The 17,276-nt window shown below is 73.9% G+C and carries 14 protein-coding genes and 2 pseudogenes; 11 read left to right on the plus strand and 5 right to left on the minus strand.

The annotated features are described in order from the left end of the window. Positions 1–134 precede the first annotated feature (134 nt). Positions 135–1,082 carry a LysR family transcriptional regulator gene (locus tag AMK31_RS30710; RefSeq protein WP_073943979.1) on the plus strand — a complete coding sequence of 316 codons (948 nt, stop codon included), beginning with the start codon at positions 135–137 and terminating at the stop codon, positions 1,080–1,082. A gap of 139 nt (positions 1,083–1,221) precedes the next feature. Continuing rightward, positions 1,222–2,601, plus strand: coding sequence for an alpha-lytic protease prodomain-containing protein (locus AMK31_RS30715; protein ID WP_073943980.1), 1,380 nt, complete (start codon positions 1,222–1,224; stop codon positions 2,599–2,601). A 76-nt stretch (positions 2,602–2,677) separates the two neighbouring features. Here AMK31_RS30715 and AMK31_RS30720 read toward each other — a convergent pair whose 3' ends face one another. From AMK31_RS30720 to AMK31_RS41740, 4 genes and pseudogenes are all read right to left on the minus strand, one after another. Continuing rightward, the gene (locus AMK31_RS30720; protein ID WP_073943981.1) at positions 2,678–3,640 is read right to left on the minus strand and encodes a YihY/virulence factor BrkB family protein; all 963 of its coding nucleotides are present in this window, start codon (positions 3,638–3,640) and stop codon (positions 2,678–2,680) included. Between the two features lie 150 nt (positions 3,641–3,790). Beyond that, a complete protein-coding gene (locus tag AMK31_RS30725; protein WP_073943982.1) occupies positions 3,791–5,692 on the minus strand; it encodes a CASTOR/POLLUX-related putative ion channel in 1,902 nt (633 codons plus the stop codon). A 159-nt stretch (positions 5,693–5,851) separates the two neighbouring features. Further along, positions 5,852–6,317: pseudogene (locus tag AMK31_RS30730) on the minus strand (coagulation factor 5/8 type domain-containing protein); the annotation flags it as partial. Positions 6,318–6,526: 209 nt separating this feature from the next. Next, a pseudogene (locus AMK31_RS41740) lies at positions 6,527–6,619 on the minus strand (RICIN domain-containing protein); the annotation flags it as partial. A 224-nt stretch (positions 6,620–6,843) separates the two neighbouring features. Here AMK31_RS41740 and AMK31_RS30740 point away from each other — a divergent pair. From AMK31_RS30740 to AMK31_RS30765, 6 genes are all read left to right on the plus strand, one after another. Beyond that, on the plus strand, positions 6,844–7,827 hold the full coding sequence (locus AMK31_RS30740) for a trypsin-like serine peptidase (protein ID WP_073943984.1): 984 nt from the start codon (positions 6,844–6,846) through the stop codon (positions 7,825–7,827). A gap of 137 nt (positions 7,828–7,964) precedes the next feature. Beyond that, positions 7,965–9,386: an FG-GAP-like repeat-containing protein gene (locus AMK31_RS30745; protein ID WP_073943985.1), complete on the plus strand. Its 1,422-nt coding sequence runs from the start codon at positions 7,965–7,967 to the stop codon at positions 9,384–9,386. A gap of 128 nt (positions 9,387–9,514) precedes the next feature. Then, positions 9,515–10,009, plus strand: a complete 495-nt coding sequence (locus AMK31_RS30750) for an SRPBCC family protein (RefSeq protein ID WP_073943986.1) — start codon at positions 9,515–9,517, stop codon at positions 10,007–10,009. Next, a complete protein-coding gene (locus tag AMK31_RS30755) occupies positions 10,002–11,621 on the plus strand; it encodes a phytoene desaturase family protein (protein ID WP_073943987.1) in 1,620 nt (539 codons plus the stop codon). Before AMK31_RS30750 ends, AMK31_RS30755 begins: the two co-directional genes overlap by 8 nt. A gap of 109 nt (positions 11,622–11,730) precedes the next feature. Next, entirely contained in the window at positions 11,731–12,636 is a 906-nt protein-coding gene (locus AMK31_RS30760; protein WP_073943988.1) for an SDR family oxidoreductase, read from the plus strand. Positions 12,637–12,639: 3 nt separating this feature from the next. Next, positions 12,640–13,137 (plus strand): MSMEG_6728 family protein, encoded by a 498-nt coding sequence (locus AMK31_RS30765; protein WP_073943989.1) that lies wholly within the window; start codon positions 12,640–12,642, stop codon positions 13,135–13,137. Between the two features lie 8 nt (positions 13,138–13,145). On the opposite strand, the gene AMK31_RS30770 is transcribed toward AMK31_RS30765, so the two are convergent. Next, positions 13,146–14,333, minus strand: a complete 1,188-nt coding sequence (locus AMK31_RS30770) for a spore photoproduct lyase family protein (protein WP_073943990.1) — start codon at positions 14,331–14,333, stop codon at positions 13,146–13,148. 79 nt (positions 14,334–14,412) lie between these two features. Here AMK31_RS30770 and AMK31_RS30775 point away from each other — a divergent pair, with 79 nt between their 5' ends. The 3 genes from AMK31_RS30775 to AMK31_RS30785 all read left to right on the plus strand — a co-directional run bounded on the left by AMK31_RS30775 (position 14,413) and on the right by AMK31_RS30785 (position 17,139). Continuing rightward, positions 14,413–15,309 carry an oxygenase MpaB family protein gene (locus AMK31_RS30775; protein WP_073943991.1) on the plus strand — a complete coding sequence of 299 codons (897 nt, stop codon included), beginning with the start codon at positions 14,413–14,415 and terminating at the stop codon, positions 15,307–15,309. A gap of 142 nt (positions 15,310–15,451) precedes the next feature. After that, the gene (locus AMK31_RS30780; protein WP_073943992.1) at positions 15,452–16,045 is read left to right on the plus strand and encodes a tellurite resistance TerB family protein; all 594 of its coding nucleotides are present in this window, start codon (positions 15,452–15,454) and stop codon (positions 16,043–16,045) included. Positions 16,046–16,227: 182 nt separating this feature from the next. After that, complete coding sequence (locus AMK31_RS30785) at positions 16,228–17,139, plus strand: DMT family transporter (RefSeq protein ID WP_073943993.1); 912 nt, start codon at positions 16,228–16,230, stop codon at positions 17,137–17,139. The last annotated feature ends 137 nt before the right edge of the window (positions 17,140–17,276 follow it).

The raw sequence follows: 17,276 nt of genomic DNA on the forward strand, positions 1-17,276 counted from the left end.
CGCCAATCAGCCGAGTGAACAACGCTCCAGGCCAATACACCTAGGGGGTGTCTCGCCGCTCTCACGCACGGCAACCCGCTACTGGTCTGTACCAACCCCTTGCCCCCGACCCTCCGGCGACGCAAGCTCCCCTCATGGAGCTGGAGTTGCGGCATCTCAAGACGGTCCGGGCCATCGCCGACGCCGGCAGTCTCACCAGGGCGGCGACAGCGCTCGGGCTGGCACAGCCCGCGCTGAGCGCACAGCTCAGACGGATCGAACGGGTTCTGGGAGGTGAGCTGTTCGAGCGGGGACGGCACGGCGTGCGGGCCACCGCACTCGGCGAACTCGTCCTCGAACGCACCCGCGTCGTCCTGCCCGCGGTGACCGAACTGCAGCAGGAGGCGGCGCGGTTCGCCCGCACCCCGCGCGCCACCGCGTGCCTGCGGCTCGGCGGAACCCACGGTCCGCTGCTCGGCGCCCTGGTGGACCGGCTCGCGGACGCGCTGCCCGACGCCCGCGTGACCACCTGCGCCTCCTGGTCCGAACGGCAGCTGGCCGACCTGCTCGCCGAGGGCCGGCTGGACTTCGCCCTCGCCGGGACGTGCGGGTCCGCCGCCCCGCCGGGCGCCGATGGCCTTCAGTGGCGGGAGATCGCCGTCGACCCGGTCTTCGTCATGCTGCCCGAAGAGCACGCGCTCGCCACCGCGCCCGACGTCGGCCTGACCGAGCTCGCCGGTGAGGAGTGGGCGTGCGTGCCCGGCGACGGATGCTTCGGGGACTGCTTCACCGCCTCCTGCGCCCGCGCCGGTTTCACACCGCACCGCGTGTACGAGACGGACACCGCGTCCGTGGTGCACCTCGTCCAGGTCGGCCGGGCGGTCGGCCTGTGCCGGGCCACCTTCCCGGCCACCCCGGGCATCGTCACCCGGCCACTGCGCGGCACGCCCCTGGCCTGGCGGCACCTGCTCGGCTGGCACGGGGCGACGCAGGACGCGGACACCGCCGCCACCGTCCTCGCCCAGGCACGCATGGCCCACGCGGGCGTGGCCGCGCGCAGCGACAGCTACACCGAATGGCTCGCGGCACACCGCGTGCCGTGAAGCGACCCCGGCTGCGCGGCAGCCGCGTTCCATAACACCGGGGAGAGGGTCAACCGATGCCTTACGCGGGCCGGTTGACCCTCCTTACGGTTTCGGCACCTCCCCACCGAGTGAGAAACCCGAACCGAGGAGATCCCCCATGCTCCGACGACACACCCGGGCCAGAGCCGCGGGTGCCGCCGTGGCGGCGACGGCCGCCCTGCTCGTGGCCGGGCTCAGCGGCTCCGCGAGCGCCGGGCAGGCCGTCGCCCCCACTCCGCCCTCCGCCGCGGAGACCCTGCGCACCGACGCCGCCCCGCCCGCCCTGCTCCGCGCCATGGAACGCGACCTCGGTCTGAACCGGCAGCAGGCGGAGCGGCGGCTGGCCAACGAGGCCGAGGCCGGCGCCACCGCGGGCCGCCTGCGCGCCGCCCTCGGCGACGACTTCGCGGGTGCCTGGGTGCGCGGCGCCGAGTCCGGCACCCTCACCGTGGCGACGACGGACGCCGACGACGTACGCGTCATCGAGGCGCGGGGCGCGCGGGCCACCGTCGTACGCCACTCCCTCGCCGACCTGGACGCGGCCAAGGCCCGCCTGGACCGGGCGGCCGAACGGCAGGACGCGACCGACACGCCGGTCCGGTACGTCGACGTACGCACCAACACGGTCGTCGTGCAGGCCGTACGCCCGTCCGCGGCCCGCGCCCTCCTGGACGCGGCCGGCGTCGACGGCTCCCTCGCCCGGGTCGAGCGGACCACCGACCGGCCCCGCGCCCTGTACGACCTGCGCGGCGGCGAGGCGTACTACATCGACAACAGCGGCCGCTGCTCGATCGGATTCCCCGTCACCCGGGGCACCCAGCACGGCTTCGCCACCGCCGGGCACTGCGGCCGGGCCGGGGCGAGCACCAGCGGCCACAACCGGGTGGCCCAGGGAACCTTCCAGGGCTCGGTCTTCCCCGGCCGTGACATGGCCTGGGTGGCCACCAACTCCCAGTGGACGGCGACCCCGTACGTCAAGGGCGCGGGCGGCCAGAACGTGCAGGTCACCGGGTCCACACAGGCGCCGGTCGGCGCGTCCGTGTGCCGGTCCGGCTCCACCACCGGCTGGCACTGCGGCACCGTCCAGCAGCACAACACCAGCGTCACCTACCCCGAGGGCACCATCACCGGCGTCACCCGCACCTCGGTGTGCGCCGAGCCCGGCGACTCGGGCGGGTCCTACATCTCCGGCAGCCAGGCGCAGGGCGTCACCTCCGGCGGCTCCGGCAACTGCAGCAGCGGCGGTACGACGTTCTTCCAGCCGATCAACCCGCTGCTGCAGAACTACGGCCTGACCCTCAGGACGACCACGGACCCCGGGGAGCCGGGGGAGCCGGGCGAGCCCGGTGAGCCGGGCGGCACCTGGGCGGCCGGCACCGTCTACCAGCCGGGCGACACCGTCACCTACGGCGGCGCCGGCTACCGGTGCCTCCAGGGTCACCAGGCCCAGCCGGGCTGGGAGCCGCCGAACGTACCGGCACTGTGGCAGCGGGCGTGAGCCGCTGAGGCGGGGCGCCACCGCGTGACCGACCGCTCCCCGGACGGCCGACCGGACGTCCGGGGAGCGGCCCGTGTCAGGGGCCGGGCCCGGGGTCCGGCCGTACCGCGGACGTCAGTCCGGCCCGTGCCGCTTCCAGCTGGGCGGCGAAGGCGATGCCGAGGAACAGCGCGACGCCCGTGAGGTTGGCCCACAGCAGGAGCGCGACGAACGCCGTGAGAGGCCCGTACACGGCACCGAACGAACCGCTCTCGGCGACGTACAGCGTCAGCAGCCACGTGGTGCCGACCCACAGCACCAGGTGGACGGCCGAACCGAACGCGAGCCAGGTGTAGCCGGGCTGGTCCCGCCGCGGCGACCAGCGGAAGATGACCGCCGAGGCGACCCAGGCGAGGACGATGCCGGCCGGGAACCGCAAGACCTCCCACCACGCCGACACCCCGGGCCGGCCGAACGCCTCGGCCGTCGACTCGCCCACGGCCGCGCCCGCCACCAGGACGAGGAAGCCCAGGACCATCGGGACGCCCGCGGCGAACGCGAGCAGCAGGGCCCGGCCGTACTTCCGGGGGAAGGGCCGGTCGCGTTCGATGCCGTAGATGCGGTTGGCGCCCCGCTCCACCTGGCCCATGGCCGAGGCCAGATTGAGGACCGAGAAGGCCAGACCGACCCACAGCGCGACCGTGCCCCAGACGTCCGAGTGGGCGCTGCGGCGGGTGCCGTCCAGCGCCTCCTCGACGACCTCCGCACTGGCACCCGGCACGATCCGGCCCAGGGTCAGTTCGATGATCCGTCCGACGCTCTCCGTGTGCGCGGCCGTGGCCACCCCGACCAGGGCGATCATGAAGGGCACCAGGCCCAGGACGATCTGGAAGCCCAGGGCGCGCGCGTTGGTGAAGCCGTCGGCGTACCGGAACCGCGAGAACGCGTCGGCCAGCAGCCGCGCGCCTCCGTAGTGCCGCAACGCGGTGAAGGCCTCGTCGCCGGAGAGCTCCTCCCCGATCATGTCCCGCGTCTGCGGAACGTGTACGACCGTCCCCATCGTCTGCGTCTCTCCTCGCACCTCGGGCCGGCAGCGAGCGCGATCACCGGGGCGCCTGCCGCTCCGGTTCCCGGGATACCGTCTGCCCGGCCGCACGCGATGCAGGCGTGCGGCCGGGCACCACCCGGGCAACCCGCCTGGCCGCCGCCGTCAGCCCTTTCCGACGACGATCACTTCGTCCCGGTCGTCCCAGCGGCGTCTCTCGCTCTTGGGCGGATTGATCCGCAGTCCGTGGCCGGGATCCGTCGAGGCGTCGACGTGGCTCCGGTACCCGATGGCGCACTCGCCCCGCTGGCGCGCCGCGGCCACGACCGTGGCGAAAGCCGTCTCGCGGCCGGGCAGGACGTACTCGGCCGCCGGCCTCAGGTGCACCCCGCTGCCCTCGGCGGAGAACAACTCCTCGAACACCGCCGCCAGGTGCCGGTTCTGGGAGATCTGCGCCATCAGCAGACCGATGAGCTTGCCGCTGATGATCACGTCGGCTCCCGGGCTGATCGGAGCCAGTGCCCGGTTGCGGTCGTCGATGAGTTCGGTGACCACCGGCAGCTCGCGTCCGGTGGCCCGCTCCAGCTCCTGCAGCAGCAGGAGGGTGACGAGGGTCCGGTCGTCGGGCTCCTCGTCCGGCAGCCGGTCCGGGGCGCGGTCCTCGCCGAGCACGATGACGCTGTCGTACGAGGCGATCTCCAGGCGGCGCAGGGTGTCGCGGCGGGTGATGTCGCCCTGGTGCAGGGTCAGGGTCAGTCCGGCGCCGACGTCGCTGTCCGCGTCGCCGACCTGCCGGACCGTGGTGTCCGAGGCGTCCGTGACCACGTCGACGGCCGAGCCGGGCCGGGCGCAGCGGCGCAACTGGTCGACGATGAGGGGCGCTCGGCGGTTCCAGCCCAGCAGAAGCACCCGCTCCGGCCGGGCCGGCGCCGGCCGCGCACAGGCCATCGCCGTGTCCTCGGCCAGGTGGGAGCAGTCGTCGAGCCAGATGGTGTCGTCGTCGCGGGAGATGACGACGAGCAGGTCGTCCGGGCCGATCGGCGTGTGCGGCGGCGGACCGAGCAGGGGGACGTCACCCCGCATCAGCCCGACGACGCTCGACGTCGCGTAGGCGAGCAGCGCGTCTCCGAACGGGCGTCCGGCCAGGGCCGGTGCGCTGGTCAGGTAGAACTCGTCCCCGGCGAAGTCCAGCAGTTCGCGGTGGACCAGGGAGAGCCCGGGGCGGCGGGCGGCCTGGACGATCAGCGCGGCGGTGATCACGTCGCTCTCCAGGACGATGCCGCCCGGCCCCGCGGCGAGGGAGGCCGCGAGCCGGTACCGGTCGTCCCGCACGGCGGCGACGACGGGCGGCCCCGGCTCGTCGCCGGGCAACGCGGCCTTGAACGCCAGCAGCGTCTTGACCACTTGGGCGTCGGCGTCGGGCGCGTCGTGGGGGAGGACCAGTACGACGCCGGCGGCGGCCGGGTTGGTCAGGGAGAGCACGGCCGGGTCTGTGGTGGGGCCACTGCGGCAGATCAGCCGGGTGCGGCCGGTGGGGCCGGCCTTCGTGTTCAGCGCCTCCTCCATCTCGGTCTTGTCCCGGTCGGCGAGCACGGCCACCGCCGCGCCGTACCGGTTGGCGTTGGCGGCCACCAGCTCGCCCACCACCGTGAAGACCTGCTCGGACCAGCCCAGAACCACCGCGTGCCCTTCTTCCAGCACGGTGGAACGGCCCCTGCGCAACGCGGTGAGCCGTTCCGTGAACGCCGTGGTGATCAGGCCGACGAGAGTGGAGACGTACAGCAGGGCGACGAGGGCGAGCAGCACGGACAGCAGCACCCGCACAGGTGTCCCGGTGGCGCCGCCCAGTCGCAGTGTCTCCCCGGTGTGGCGCCACACCTGCACCAGCCTGTCCAGGCGGGACGCCGGTGCGTCCGGGTCGGTCCACACCAGGATCGTGCTGGCCGGAACCACGACCGCCAGACAGAGCAGGGCCAGCCAGCCCACGAGGGCGGGGGCACCGCGTGTGAGCGTGCTGTCGAACCAGTAACGAACCCTGTCTCCGAAAGGAGTACGCCGCGGCGCCACCCTTCTCCCCCCTGTCGCGGTACATCCCCGACCGAAGTGTGCTGGCTCGGCGGCCACGACGGACGAAGACCGCGGCGAGTTCACACCTTCGGGCAGATCCCACGAGAGGCCGAGCCGCGACGACACGGCTCGGCCTCTCACCACGGGGGTCCCCACGTCTTACGGGTAGCTCACCAGGTCGGCGACATCGGTGGCCGAGTCGGACGGGCCGCCGCGGTCGTTGACGACGTGCCGGATGGTCCCGGTGCCGCCGAGGGACACGGTGACCATGTTCCGGAAGCGGACGTCCGGGCGGTCGGGCACTTCGAAGGCGTGCTCGGCGGTGACGCTCGGGTCGGCGTTGAAGAAGCAGTAGCTGCCGAGCCCGTAACGCCTGGTGGCTGGTGACCGCGTCGGCGACCTTGTAGGCGGCGTAGCCCTGCGTGGAGCCGTTCATCCAGGCGGCCTGGTTCGGCGGGTCGTAGGGCATCTCGTTCTGGTGGAAGTACGTCCGGCCGCCGTTGCCGTTCCAGATGGTCTGGTGCTTCTGGTAGTGCTCGACGAACAGGCCGTACATCGTCACGCCGTCGCCGTTGACGACGAGACCGGTGTCGGCGGTGTCGGTGTTCCAGCCGATGCCGCTGCCGGGCGTAGGCGAGGATGGTGCGGAAGTCGTCGACGGTCACCGTCTCGCCGTCGTCGGTGATGCCGTTCATCGACGAGATACCGGTGTGCGACGTATCGAGCTTGTTGCCGCTCCACCCGCCGAAGGACGGTATGACATCACCGCCGGCGGCGCGCACGGTGACAGCCATCGCGCCCGGCCCGGGCTCCGGGGTGCCGCCCGCCCGGCGCGGTCCACCTCTGGTTGGCGGCGCCGGTGCAGGTCCAGATCTGCAGCCGGGTGCCGTCGGCCGAGCTGCTGCCGGTCGCGTCCAGGCACTTGTCGCGCTCGCCGGGGAGGAGGGGAGCGCCGCGAGCAGGGCGGTGGCACGCCGTACGCGCGGGCCGCCCGGTCCGGCGGCCGCCCGCGCCGGAAGGAATTGCGTTGACGCGCCCCTGACAGAACAGGATTTCCGTGGCACGCTGCCTCACGCACGTCTATCCGCACCGCTCTTCGAACCCCACCCTGCCCGTACGCGGAAGCCCGGGCACGGCAGAAGGAGACATGCGTGAGACGCCATCGCACAGCCGCGGGCATCCTGCTGGCCGTCGGAGCCCTGTTCACCGGCGGGCTCGTCGAGGCCGGCGCGGCCAACGCGGCAGCCCCCCACAGCGGTTCGGGACAGTCCGTACCGGCCCGCGCCTCCTCCGTCGCCGAACAGCACACGGCCCGCACCTTCTGGACCGCCGACCGCATGCGCGGCGCCACCCCGCTCGATCTGCTGCTGACCCCCCGGGCCGCCCGGCAGTTGAAGACCCCTGCCGCCGGCGGACGGACGACGACCGTCGAACCCACCGCCGCCCCCGCCGCCTTCCCGCAGGCCGGTGGCGCGTGGAGCGGCGGCGGCGCCGTCGTCAAGACGTCGGGCCGGGTGTTCTTCACCTTCCAGGGACGCACCGCCTCCTGCTCCGGCAACGCCGTGACCAGCCAGAACGCCAGCACCGTCATCACCGCCGGACACTGCGTCAAATACCAGGGCAGCTGGCACACCAACTGGGTCTTCGTGCCCGCCTACGACAACGGCAACGCGCCGTACGGCCAGTGGACCGCGACCAGGACGCTCACCACCCCGCAGTGGGAGGCGAGCGAGGACATCAACCACGACATCGGCGCCGCGGTCGTCGCCCCGCTGAACGGCCGGACGCTCACCTCGGTCGTCGGCGCGCAGGGCATCCAGTTCAACGGCGGCTACAACAAGGCGATGTACGCCTTCGGCTTCCCGGCCGCCTCGCCGTACGACGGGACGAAGCTCGTCTACTGCAGCGGCAACAGTTCCAGGGACTTCCTCTTCTCGCAGGACCACAGCCTGGGCTGCAACATGACGGGCGGCTCCAGCGGCGGTCCGTGGTTCACCGGCTTCAGCGAGGCGACCGGCACCGGTCTGCAGGTCTCCGTGAACAGCTTCGGCTACACGTTCCTGCCGAACCGCATGTTCGGCCCGTACTTCGGCGACGAGGCGAAGGCCCTGTACGACAAGGCGCAGACCTCCTAGCGACAGCGGGGGCGGCGGCGGGCGCCGGCGAGCGGCAGGGGACCGGCGTACAACCCTTGCCGCGTGCGGCGGGTCTTGGTGACTACCGAGCACGCGTCAGAAACGACCGGCCCCTCGCCGCCCCCAGGGGGTTCCCCTTGTACTCCAGAACACTTCAGGCCTCCGCCGTCGCCGTCGCCGCGGCCTCCGCCGTCATCGTGCTGTCGAGCACGGCGCCGGCGGGGGCGTACGGGGACAGCTCCCGCGCCTCCCGCGCGAGTGCTTCCAGCCCGGCCCCCGCGGTGTCCACGCGGGCCGACTTCGACGGCGACGGATACGCCGACGTGGCGATCGCCGCTCCCGGGGGCACCGTGGGCGGCAGGTCCGGCGCCGGCTACGTCGCCGTCGTCTACGGCATGGCCGCGGGGCCCGACGGCGTCAAACGCCAGCTCATCAGCCAGAACCGCTACGGCGTTCCCGGCACCGCCGAGACCGGAGACGGTTTCGGCGACTCGCTGGAGGCGGCGGACCTGGACGGCGACGGCTTCACCGACCTCGTGGTCACCGCGCCTGGCGAGGATGTCGGCGACGCCCGCGACACGGGAACGCAGACCGTGCTGTGGGGAGGAGTGGGCGGACTCGCCACCGGCGCCTCCCTCGGCACCGGCCGGTCGGCCACCGAAGCCGGCGACTTCGACGGCGACGGACACCTGGACCTGGCGAGCGCCGACCGGCTGCGGTACGGACCCGTCGGCCGGACCGGCCAGGCGGCCCGCACCACGCCGCTCGTCGCGCCCGACGCCGGGATCCGCGGCGTCCGCGCGCTGCGGGCGGGCGACGTGGACGGCGACGGCGTGACCGATCTCGTGATCAGCGCCGCCTCGGCCGGCACCGGCGGTTCCACGGCGATCCGGCTGCGGCTGCTGAGAGGCGGCGACCGAGGCCTGGAGGCGGGACCGGTCATCGCCGCCGCCGACACGGTGTCGGCGGAGAGCATCGCGCTCGGCGACACCGACGGCGACGGCCGCCAGGACGTCGTCTTCGGACGGCCCGGCGCGGCCGGCGGCGGTCTCGTCGGGGTCGTACGCGGCACCGCCGACGGCCTCGCGCCCAGGGCCGCGCTCATCGGCCAGAACACGTCCGGGGTCCCCGGAACCGGCGAGAACGGCGACCGCTTCGGCACCGACGTCCGCGTCGGTGACGTCACCGGCGACGGATACGCCGACGTCGTCACCGGCGTCCCCGGCGAGGACCTGGCCGGCCGCGTCGACGCCGGCGGCTTCGCCGTCCTGCGCGGGAGCGCGACGGGCCTCACCGGCCGTGGCGCCGTCGCCGTCAGCCAGAACACGGCCGGCGTGCCCGGCGCAGCCGAGAACGGCGACGCCTTCGGCAGCGCCGTCGCGGTCGTCGGCGGACACGTCGCCGTGTCGGCCCCCAAGGAGAACGGCGGCACGGGAGCCGTGTGGGTCCTCGCCGGGTCCGGCTCCGGAGTCGACCCGGCCGGATCGGTGTCGTTCGGGCCGCGCACGCTCGCCGCCCCGGTGCCGGGAGCGCGGTTCGGTTCCGCGTTCCACCAGTGACCCTGGCACCGCCCGGCAGAACACCAGAAGCCACCCCCGCCACCCGCACCCCCGTTTCACCTCCGCGGCTCAGGGGCACTCCGCGGTGACGGACGCACGGAAACGAGCGCGAGCGGCGGGAGACGGCTATGGCGGTCCGGCACTGTCTGATCAAGACCAGCCCTCGGACGGTGTGGGCCGTCCTCGCCGACGGGACCCGCTACGCGGACTGGGTGGTGGGCACGGCCTCCTCGCGGCCCGTGCGGGGCCAGTGGCCGCAGCAGGACGCGGCCATCGGCTACGAGATACGGATCGGCCCGGCCACGCTGACCAACGAGACCGTGGTGCGGCGCTGCGAGGAGGGCGTCGCACTCGAGCTGGAGGCGAAGGCCGGCTGGCTGGGCACCGCGCGGATCGCCATCGAACTGCGGCCCTGGGGCGAGCACTGCCTGGTCCTGGTGGACGAGCACCCGCTGCGCGGCGCCGGGGGCCGGCTGCACAACGTGGGCGTCGAGGCGCTCATCCAGTTGCGGCACCGCGCCATGCTCGCCCGCCTCGCCCGGCTCTGCGAGGCCACGGCCGGAGCGGAGACCGGAGGAGGCGCGCAGGCGGGGGTGGGCTCCCCCGGAGGCGCTCATGCCTGACGCGGTGGTGATCGGGGCCGGACCCAACGGACTGGTGGCGGCCAATCTGCTGGCCGACGCCGGCTGGAGCGTGACGGTCCTGGAGGAGCAGAACGAGGCGGGCGGCGCCGTGCGCCACGACCGGGGCGTCGACCCGGGGTTCGTCAGCGACCTGTTCAGCTCCTTCTACCCGCTGGCCGCGGCCTCCCCGGTCCTGGCCGGACTGCGTCTGCAGGACCACGGCCTGCGCTGGAGCCACGCACCGCATGTGCTGGCCCACCCGCTGAGCGACGGCGGCTGCGCCGTCCTCGACCGCGACCTCGACGTCACCGCGAAGTCCCTGGACGCCTTCGCACCGGGGGACGGCGACGCCTGGCGCCGGCTGCACGAGGTGTGGCAGCGCATCCGCCCCGCGCTGCTGGACGCCCTGTTCACCCCCTTCCCGCCCGTGCGGGCCGGCGCCCGCCTCGCCGTACGGCTGCGCGGCACGGGCGGGCTGCGGCTCGCCCGCAGTCTGCTGCTGCCGGTACGGCGACTGGGCGAGGAGGAGTTCCGCGGCGCGGGCGGCCGGCTGCTGCTCGCGGGCAACGCGCTGCACGCCGATCTGGCACCGGAGGCGGCCGGCAGCGGCGGCTTCGGCTGGCTGATGTCCATGCTCGGACAGACGTACGGGTTTCCCGTGCCGCTGGGCGGCTCCGGCGCCCTCAGCGCGGCACTGACCCGGCGGCTGCTCGCCCGGGGCGGCGTCCTGCACTGCGGACGCAGTGTCGACGAGGTCGTCGTCCGGCGCGGTCGGGCGGTCGGGGTGCGCACGGCCGACGGCGAGGCGTTCCAGGCCCGGCGGGCCGTCCTCGCGGACGTGTCCGCGCCCGCCCTCTACGGCAGCCTCGTCGCTCCGGAGCACCTGCCCGACCAGATACAGGACGACCTGCGGCGCTTCCAGTGGGACTTCGCCACCTTCAAGGTGGACTGGGCGCTCGACGCGCCCGTGCCCTGGACGGCCGGGCAGGCGGCCCGGGCCGGCACCGTGCACCTCGCGGACGGCGTGGACGAGCTGACCAGGTTCGCCGCGCAGATCGCGATGCGGCAGGTGCCCGACCGCCCGTTCGCCCTGTTCGGCCAGATGACGACCTCCGACGCCTCACGCTCGCCGAGGGGCACCGAGTCCGCGTGGGCCTACACCCACGTGCCCGTCGACGTCCGCTCCGACGCGGGCGACGAAGGCCTGACCGGCGCCTGGAGCGCCGCGGAACAGGAGATCATGGCCGACCGTGTCGAACGCCAGGTGGAACGGTTCGCACCCGGATTCCGCTCCGTGATCCGCGCCCGCCGCGTCCTGGCCCCGCCCACGCTGCAGGCGCTCGACGCGAATCTGCACCACGGCGCCATCAACGGCGGCACCACCTCCCTCCACCAGCAGCTCCTCTTCCGCCCGCTCCCCGGCACCGGACGCCCGGAGACACCCGTCGCCGGGCTGTACCTGGCGTCCGCCAGTGCCCACCCGGGCGGCGGCGTCCACGGCGCGCCCGGCGCCAACGCCGCCCGCGCGGCCCTGCGCCGACGCCTGCCGCCCGGCAGGACACGGGCGCAGCGCATCCTGGCCCGCCGCGACCGCACCGGCCGCAAGCTGTGAGGAGCCGGCGCCGACGGCACGGGGAGCGACCGGGGGAGAGCGGCGGAGGCAGACGGGGGGGCAGAGAACGGGGGAGCAGGGAACGGGGGAGAGAGGTCCGGACGGTCCCATGCACTACGGCCCACTCGTGAACCGCACCGTCGTGATCACCGGAGCCGCCCGCGGGCTGGGCGCCGCCCTGGCCCTGGAGCTCGCCCGCCGCGGCGCCCGGCTGGCCCTGCTCGGCCACGAGAAGGACGCCTTGGAGGCGGTCGCCCGCTCCCTGCCGGCACCGGCGTCGGCGCTGGTCCATGAGGTCGACGTCACCGACGACGCGGGACTGCGCCGCGCCGCCCAGCGGGTACGGGACCGGCTGGGGCCGGCCTCGGTCGTCGTGGCGAACGCGGGGATCGCGGAGGGCGGACCCTTCGCGACCTCCGACCCCGACCGGTGGCGGCGCGTGATCGACGTCAACCTGACCGGCAGCGCCATGACGGCCCGGACGTTCCTGCCGGACCTGCGGGAGACCGCCGGCTACTACCTCCAGATCGGCTCGCTGGCGTCCTTCGGCGCCGCCCCCATGATGAGTGCCTACTGCGCCTCGAAGTCGGGCGTCGAGGCCTTCGCCCACTCGCTGCGGGCCGAGGAGGCACATCGCGGGGTGGCCGTCGGCATCGCCTACATCAACTGGACGGACACCGACATGATCCGCGACGCCGACCGGTACCCGGTGCTGCGGGAGCTGCGCAACCACATGCCGCCGCCCGCCCGGCGCGTGTACCCGGCGGACCAGACCGCCGCCACGCTGGCCCGGGCCGTGGAACACCGCCGTACCGCCGTGTACGTCCCCGGCTGGCTGCGCCTCGCCCAGATGACACGCGCGGCACTGCCACCCGTGGTGCTGCGGGTCTCGCGCCGCCGGCTGCCCTCGCTCGAGGCCCGGATCCCCCTCGACGCCACCGGCCTGCTGGGCGCCGGAGGCCACGCGGACGAGGCCGCGGCGGGCATGGACGCCGGGCGGGAAGGGAGCCGGTGACCGATGCAGACGTTCCTGCCCCACCCCGACTTCCGGCAGACGGCCCTGCTCCTGGACCGCCGCCGCCTGGGCAAGCAGCGGGTCGAGGCACTGCAGGTCCTGCGCGGCCTGACCGTACCCGGCTACGGCTGGCGCCGGCACCCGGCCGTACGGATGTGGTCCGGGTACGAGGAGGCACTCGTGCGGTACGGCCTGGAGATCTGCCGTGTCTGGCGGGAGCAGGGCCACCAGGACAGCTGCGCCGCCTCCCTGGTCGCGGGCCTCGCCGCACACCGGCCGGGCGCCCCGGTGCGCGGCCAGGCGGAGCTGGCGGCCGCCGGCGAGCTGCCGCCCTGGCTCGGCGACGAGGCCTTCCACGAGAGCCACCGCTCGGCGCTCGTCCGCAAGGACCGGGAGACGTACGCCGGCCTGTTCCCCGGGGTGCCCGACGACCTGCCCTACGTGTGGCCGCCGTCGGACCGCGAGCCCCGGCACGACCCCACCGGCGGGGGCGCCCGCTGAGCTGTCGCTCAGAAGGCGTACCGGATGCGCAGCCAGGGCGCGTGGCGGCGGATCAGGCCACGGAGCTCGTCCAGCGCCTCCGCCTTGACGCCGTTGCGGTAGCGGACGTTGAGCGCGCCGTTCTCCGAGCGCTTGGCCTGCTGGAGTTCCGGCCGCCAGAGGACCTCCTCGGCACGCGGATGCCAGCCGAGGTTGACCTCGTGCAGTTCACGGTTGTGCGTCAGCATGATCACCTCGGCGGCGGCCTGCCGCTTCACCCGCGCCGGCAGCACGTCGTCCAGGTGCCTCAGCAGCTCCCCCCAGGCGTCCTGCCAGCCGGGACGGAGGACCACGGGGGAGAGGTTGAAGTGCACCTCGTACCCGGCGTCCAGGAAGTCCGCGGCGGCGCCGATGCGCTCGGCGACCGGTGAGGTGCGCACGTCCAGCAGCCGGGAGTCGTCCGGCGGCATCAGCGAGAAGCGGATCCGGGTGCGGCCGCGCGGGTCGAGCGCCAGCAGGTCCGGGTTGACGAACTTGGTGGCGAACGACGCCTTGGCGGTCGGCCACCGCCGGAAGGCGTGCACGAGATCCGCCGTGTTGTCGCAGATGAGCGCGTCCACCGAGCAGTCGCCGTTCTCACCGATGTCGTAGACCCACGACTCGGCGTCGCACTGGTTCGGTTCGGTCTTCGGACCCTGCCGCGCGACGTGCCGGGCGAGGTGGGCGATGATCCGGTCGATGTTGGTGAAGACGGTGACGGGATTGGCGTACCCCTTGCGCCGCGGCACGTAGCAGTAGGCGCAGGCCATGGCGCAGCCGTTCGAGGGGCCGGGGGCGATCCAGTCGGCGGACCGGCCGTTGGGGCGGGTGCTGAGGGTCTTCTTCTCGCCCAGGACCAGCGTCTCCCCCTTGACGCGGACCCAGCGCTCCACGTTGCCCTCGTTGCCGTGCAGTCCGGGGATGCGCCAGTGGGAGTCCACGGTGACCACCCTCGCCTCCGGGAACCGGGCGATGACCTGCCGGCCGCGCGGGGAGGCGGCCGCCGCCGGCTCGGCGTGGATCTCGCGCACGGGCAGCAGACGGCGGGCGGTGGCGGAGTCCCGGAAGGACGGGCCCTCGCCCGTCGGCGGAACCGGCGACGCCGGGGCGGGACCGAGCGCGTCCAGCCCGAACAGCGTGCCGGAGTCGGCGTCCGAGGCGGAGGACGGGTGGTGCATGGGTGCTCCGGTGCGGGTGGTGCGAGGGGAGGTGACGGGACGGACCTCTCGGCCCACTCTAGGGGGAGGAGGCGCCATCATGAGACTCATCCCCAGCCTCGACCTCGGCCTCGTCCCGTTGCGGGACCGGGTGGGTGAGGCGATCTTCTCCCGGGTCGCCGGGCCGGAAGGCGCGCGGAACCGTGCCCTCATCCACGGCGCGCCCGGCCCCCGCTGGTTCGGCCCCGACCGGCCCATCCGCAGGGTGCACGGTGACGCCTCGATGTTCATCGGAGGCCTGTCCGCCCTGCTGCTCCAGTCGCTGCACCCCCTGGCCATGGCCGCCGTGGCCGCGCACTCCGGCTTCCGCGGCGACCCCTGGGGGCGGCTGCAACGGACCAGCACCTTCCTCGCCGTCACCACCTACGGTCCCGCCGACAGCGCGCAGGCGGCCTGCGACCGCGTCCGGGCCGTCCACCAGCGGGTGCGCGGCACGACCACCGACGGAATCGCCTACTCCGCATCGGACCCGCACCTGCTGTGCTGGGTCCACGTCGCGGAGGTCGACAGCTTCCTCCGCGCCCACCAGCGCTACGGCGCCCACCCGCTGGACGACGCCGGCTGCGACGGGTACGTCGCCGACATGGCGCGCATCGCCGGCGCGCTCGGCGTCCCCGACCCGCCGACCGACCGTGCCGGACTCGCCGAACGGCTCGCCGCCTACCGCCGCGAGCTGCGGGCCACACCCGAGGCGCGCGGCACGGCGCGCTATCTGCTGCTGCGCCCGCCCGTCCCGCTCCTCGCCCGGGTGCCCTACGGCGCCGTCGCCGCCAACGCCGTCTCGCTCCTGCCGCCCTGGGCGTCCAAGGCGCTGCGGCTGCCGCGCCTCCCGGTCGCCGAGGACCTCTGCGTACGGCCGCTCGGCACAGCGGTGACCGCGGGGATCCGGTGGGCGATCGCCCCGGTCCGGGACACCACGCGCGGCAGCCGCGTCTGAACGGGGGCAGCACCTTTGCTGCGCCCGTGGTTTTGCTGTCTCTTTGCCGATGGGGAACTCCCGATCACGGGAAGGCGTTCATCCGACAGAGCGGCGTGACCGACGACCGCGACCGACAGCTGCAAGGGTTTAGGTGGCACCAGTGGCAATGTGGGACCGGATCAAGGACCAGGCGGCCAGAAGTCTTCAGCAGGCCCAGGGCGCTCGTGGGGCGGGCGGAGGGCAGGCGGGACCGTTCGGCGGCCAGGGGCACGGCCAGGCGCACGGGCACGGGCCGGGTTCGTCCTCCGGCGGTACCAAGGCCCAGGTGATCGGGCTGTTCAAGTCTCAGCTGGCGTCCGTGAAGACCGAATTGAAGAGCGGCGCCTACCGGGACGCCAGCATGGCGATGTGCGCGCTCGTGGCCGCGGCCGACGGACAGGTGGAGCCGGCCGAGCGGCAGCGCGTGGAGGAGCTGATCGTCACCAACGAGGTCCTGCAGAACTTCCCGGCGGACCAGCTCCGCCAGCGGTTCAACCAGCACGTGGACCGGCTCCTCACCAACTTCGAGGCGGGCCGGACCGAGGCCCTCCAGGTCATCGCCAAGGCGTCCAAGAAGCCCACCGAGGCCCGCGCGGTCATCCAGACCGGCATCGTCGTCGCCGGTGCGGACGGGCACTTCGACATGAACGAGCAGCAGGCGGTCCGCGAGGCGTGCCACGCCCTCGGCATCTCCCCGGCGGAGTTCGGGGTCTGAGGAGTCCGACCGCACACCGACCGTGAGTGCCCGTGGCCGGCTTCCCTCCGGGAGCCGGCCCGGCCCTCACGACCACCGCCGCGCGACACGCCTGGCCGTGGTGCGCGGGGAGCGGGGCCGACGGGGCTGAGGATGGCGGGGACGGGGGTGGGTCGTCGTCATCAGCCCGGAGGACCGCCACGGTGGACTTCTCGTTGTCCGTCCTGTTCGCGCTGGCCGCCGCGTTCAGCAACGCCCTGGCCACGGTCCTTCAGCGCAAGGCCGCTCTGACCGTGCCCTGGTCCGGCAGCCTGCGGGCCGGGCTGATGCTCGATCTGGTGCGGCGCCCCGTGTGGCTCATGGGCATCCTCGCCGTGATCACCGCTGCGGTCTGCCAGGCCGTCGCGCTCGCGACCGGGCCGCTGACGATCGTGCAGCCCTTGCTCGTACTCGAACTGCCGCTCGCTCTGGTCCTCGGCACGGTACTGCTGCGAGGGCGGCTGTCCCGCCGCGGCTGGGTGGCGGTCTGCGCCGTGGTGACCGGACTCGCCCTCGCGCTGGTCGCCGCGGCACCGGACGACAACCTCACCCATGTGCCGATGGACCGGTGGATCCCGGCCCTCGCCGTCTGCGTCGCCGCGCTCGCGGGCCTCGTGGCCGCCGCGCTGCGCCGGCCGGAAGGGCGCGCCCGCGCCGCCTGCTTCGGGCTGGCCACCGCCGTCTCGTACGCGGTGACGGCGGCGCTGATGAAGACATCGATGCACACACTCGACGACGACGGCCTCACCGCCTTCCTCGCCACCTGGACCACCTACGGCTTCGCCCTGTTCGGAGCCTGCGCGCTCTTCTTCCTGCAGAACGCGATGCAGGCCGGACCGCTCGTCGCGTCCCAGCCCGCGATCACACTCGGCGACGCGTTCGTGAGCCTGGCGCTCGGCATCACGCTCTACGCCGAGGACGTGCGCACCGGCTGGTGGCTCCTGCCCCAGCTGCTGGGCGTCGCCTTGATCGCCGCAGGTGTTTTCGCCCTCTCGCGGCTGCCCCTCGCCCGCACGCTGGCCGACGGGGAACCCTCCGGCACCGGCGTTCAGGGGTCCCCGGACACGGACAGCTGATCGGGAAACGGCCGCCAAGACCTCTTCCGGGGCGGCCACCCGAAGTGATGGTTTGGTTCCTCGTGCGGGTGAGATCGGCGGCCCTGCCTCGTGGGTTCCGCGACGCTTTTCCCTGCAACGCCGGACCGCCCGGCATG

Origin of the sequence: Streptomyces sp. TSRI0107 (assembly GCF_001905845.1) — a bacterium.
Classification (GTDB): Bacteria; Actinomycetota; Actinomycetes; order Streptomycetales; family Streptomycetaceae; genus Streptomyces.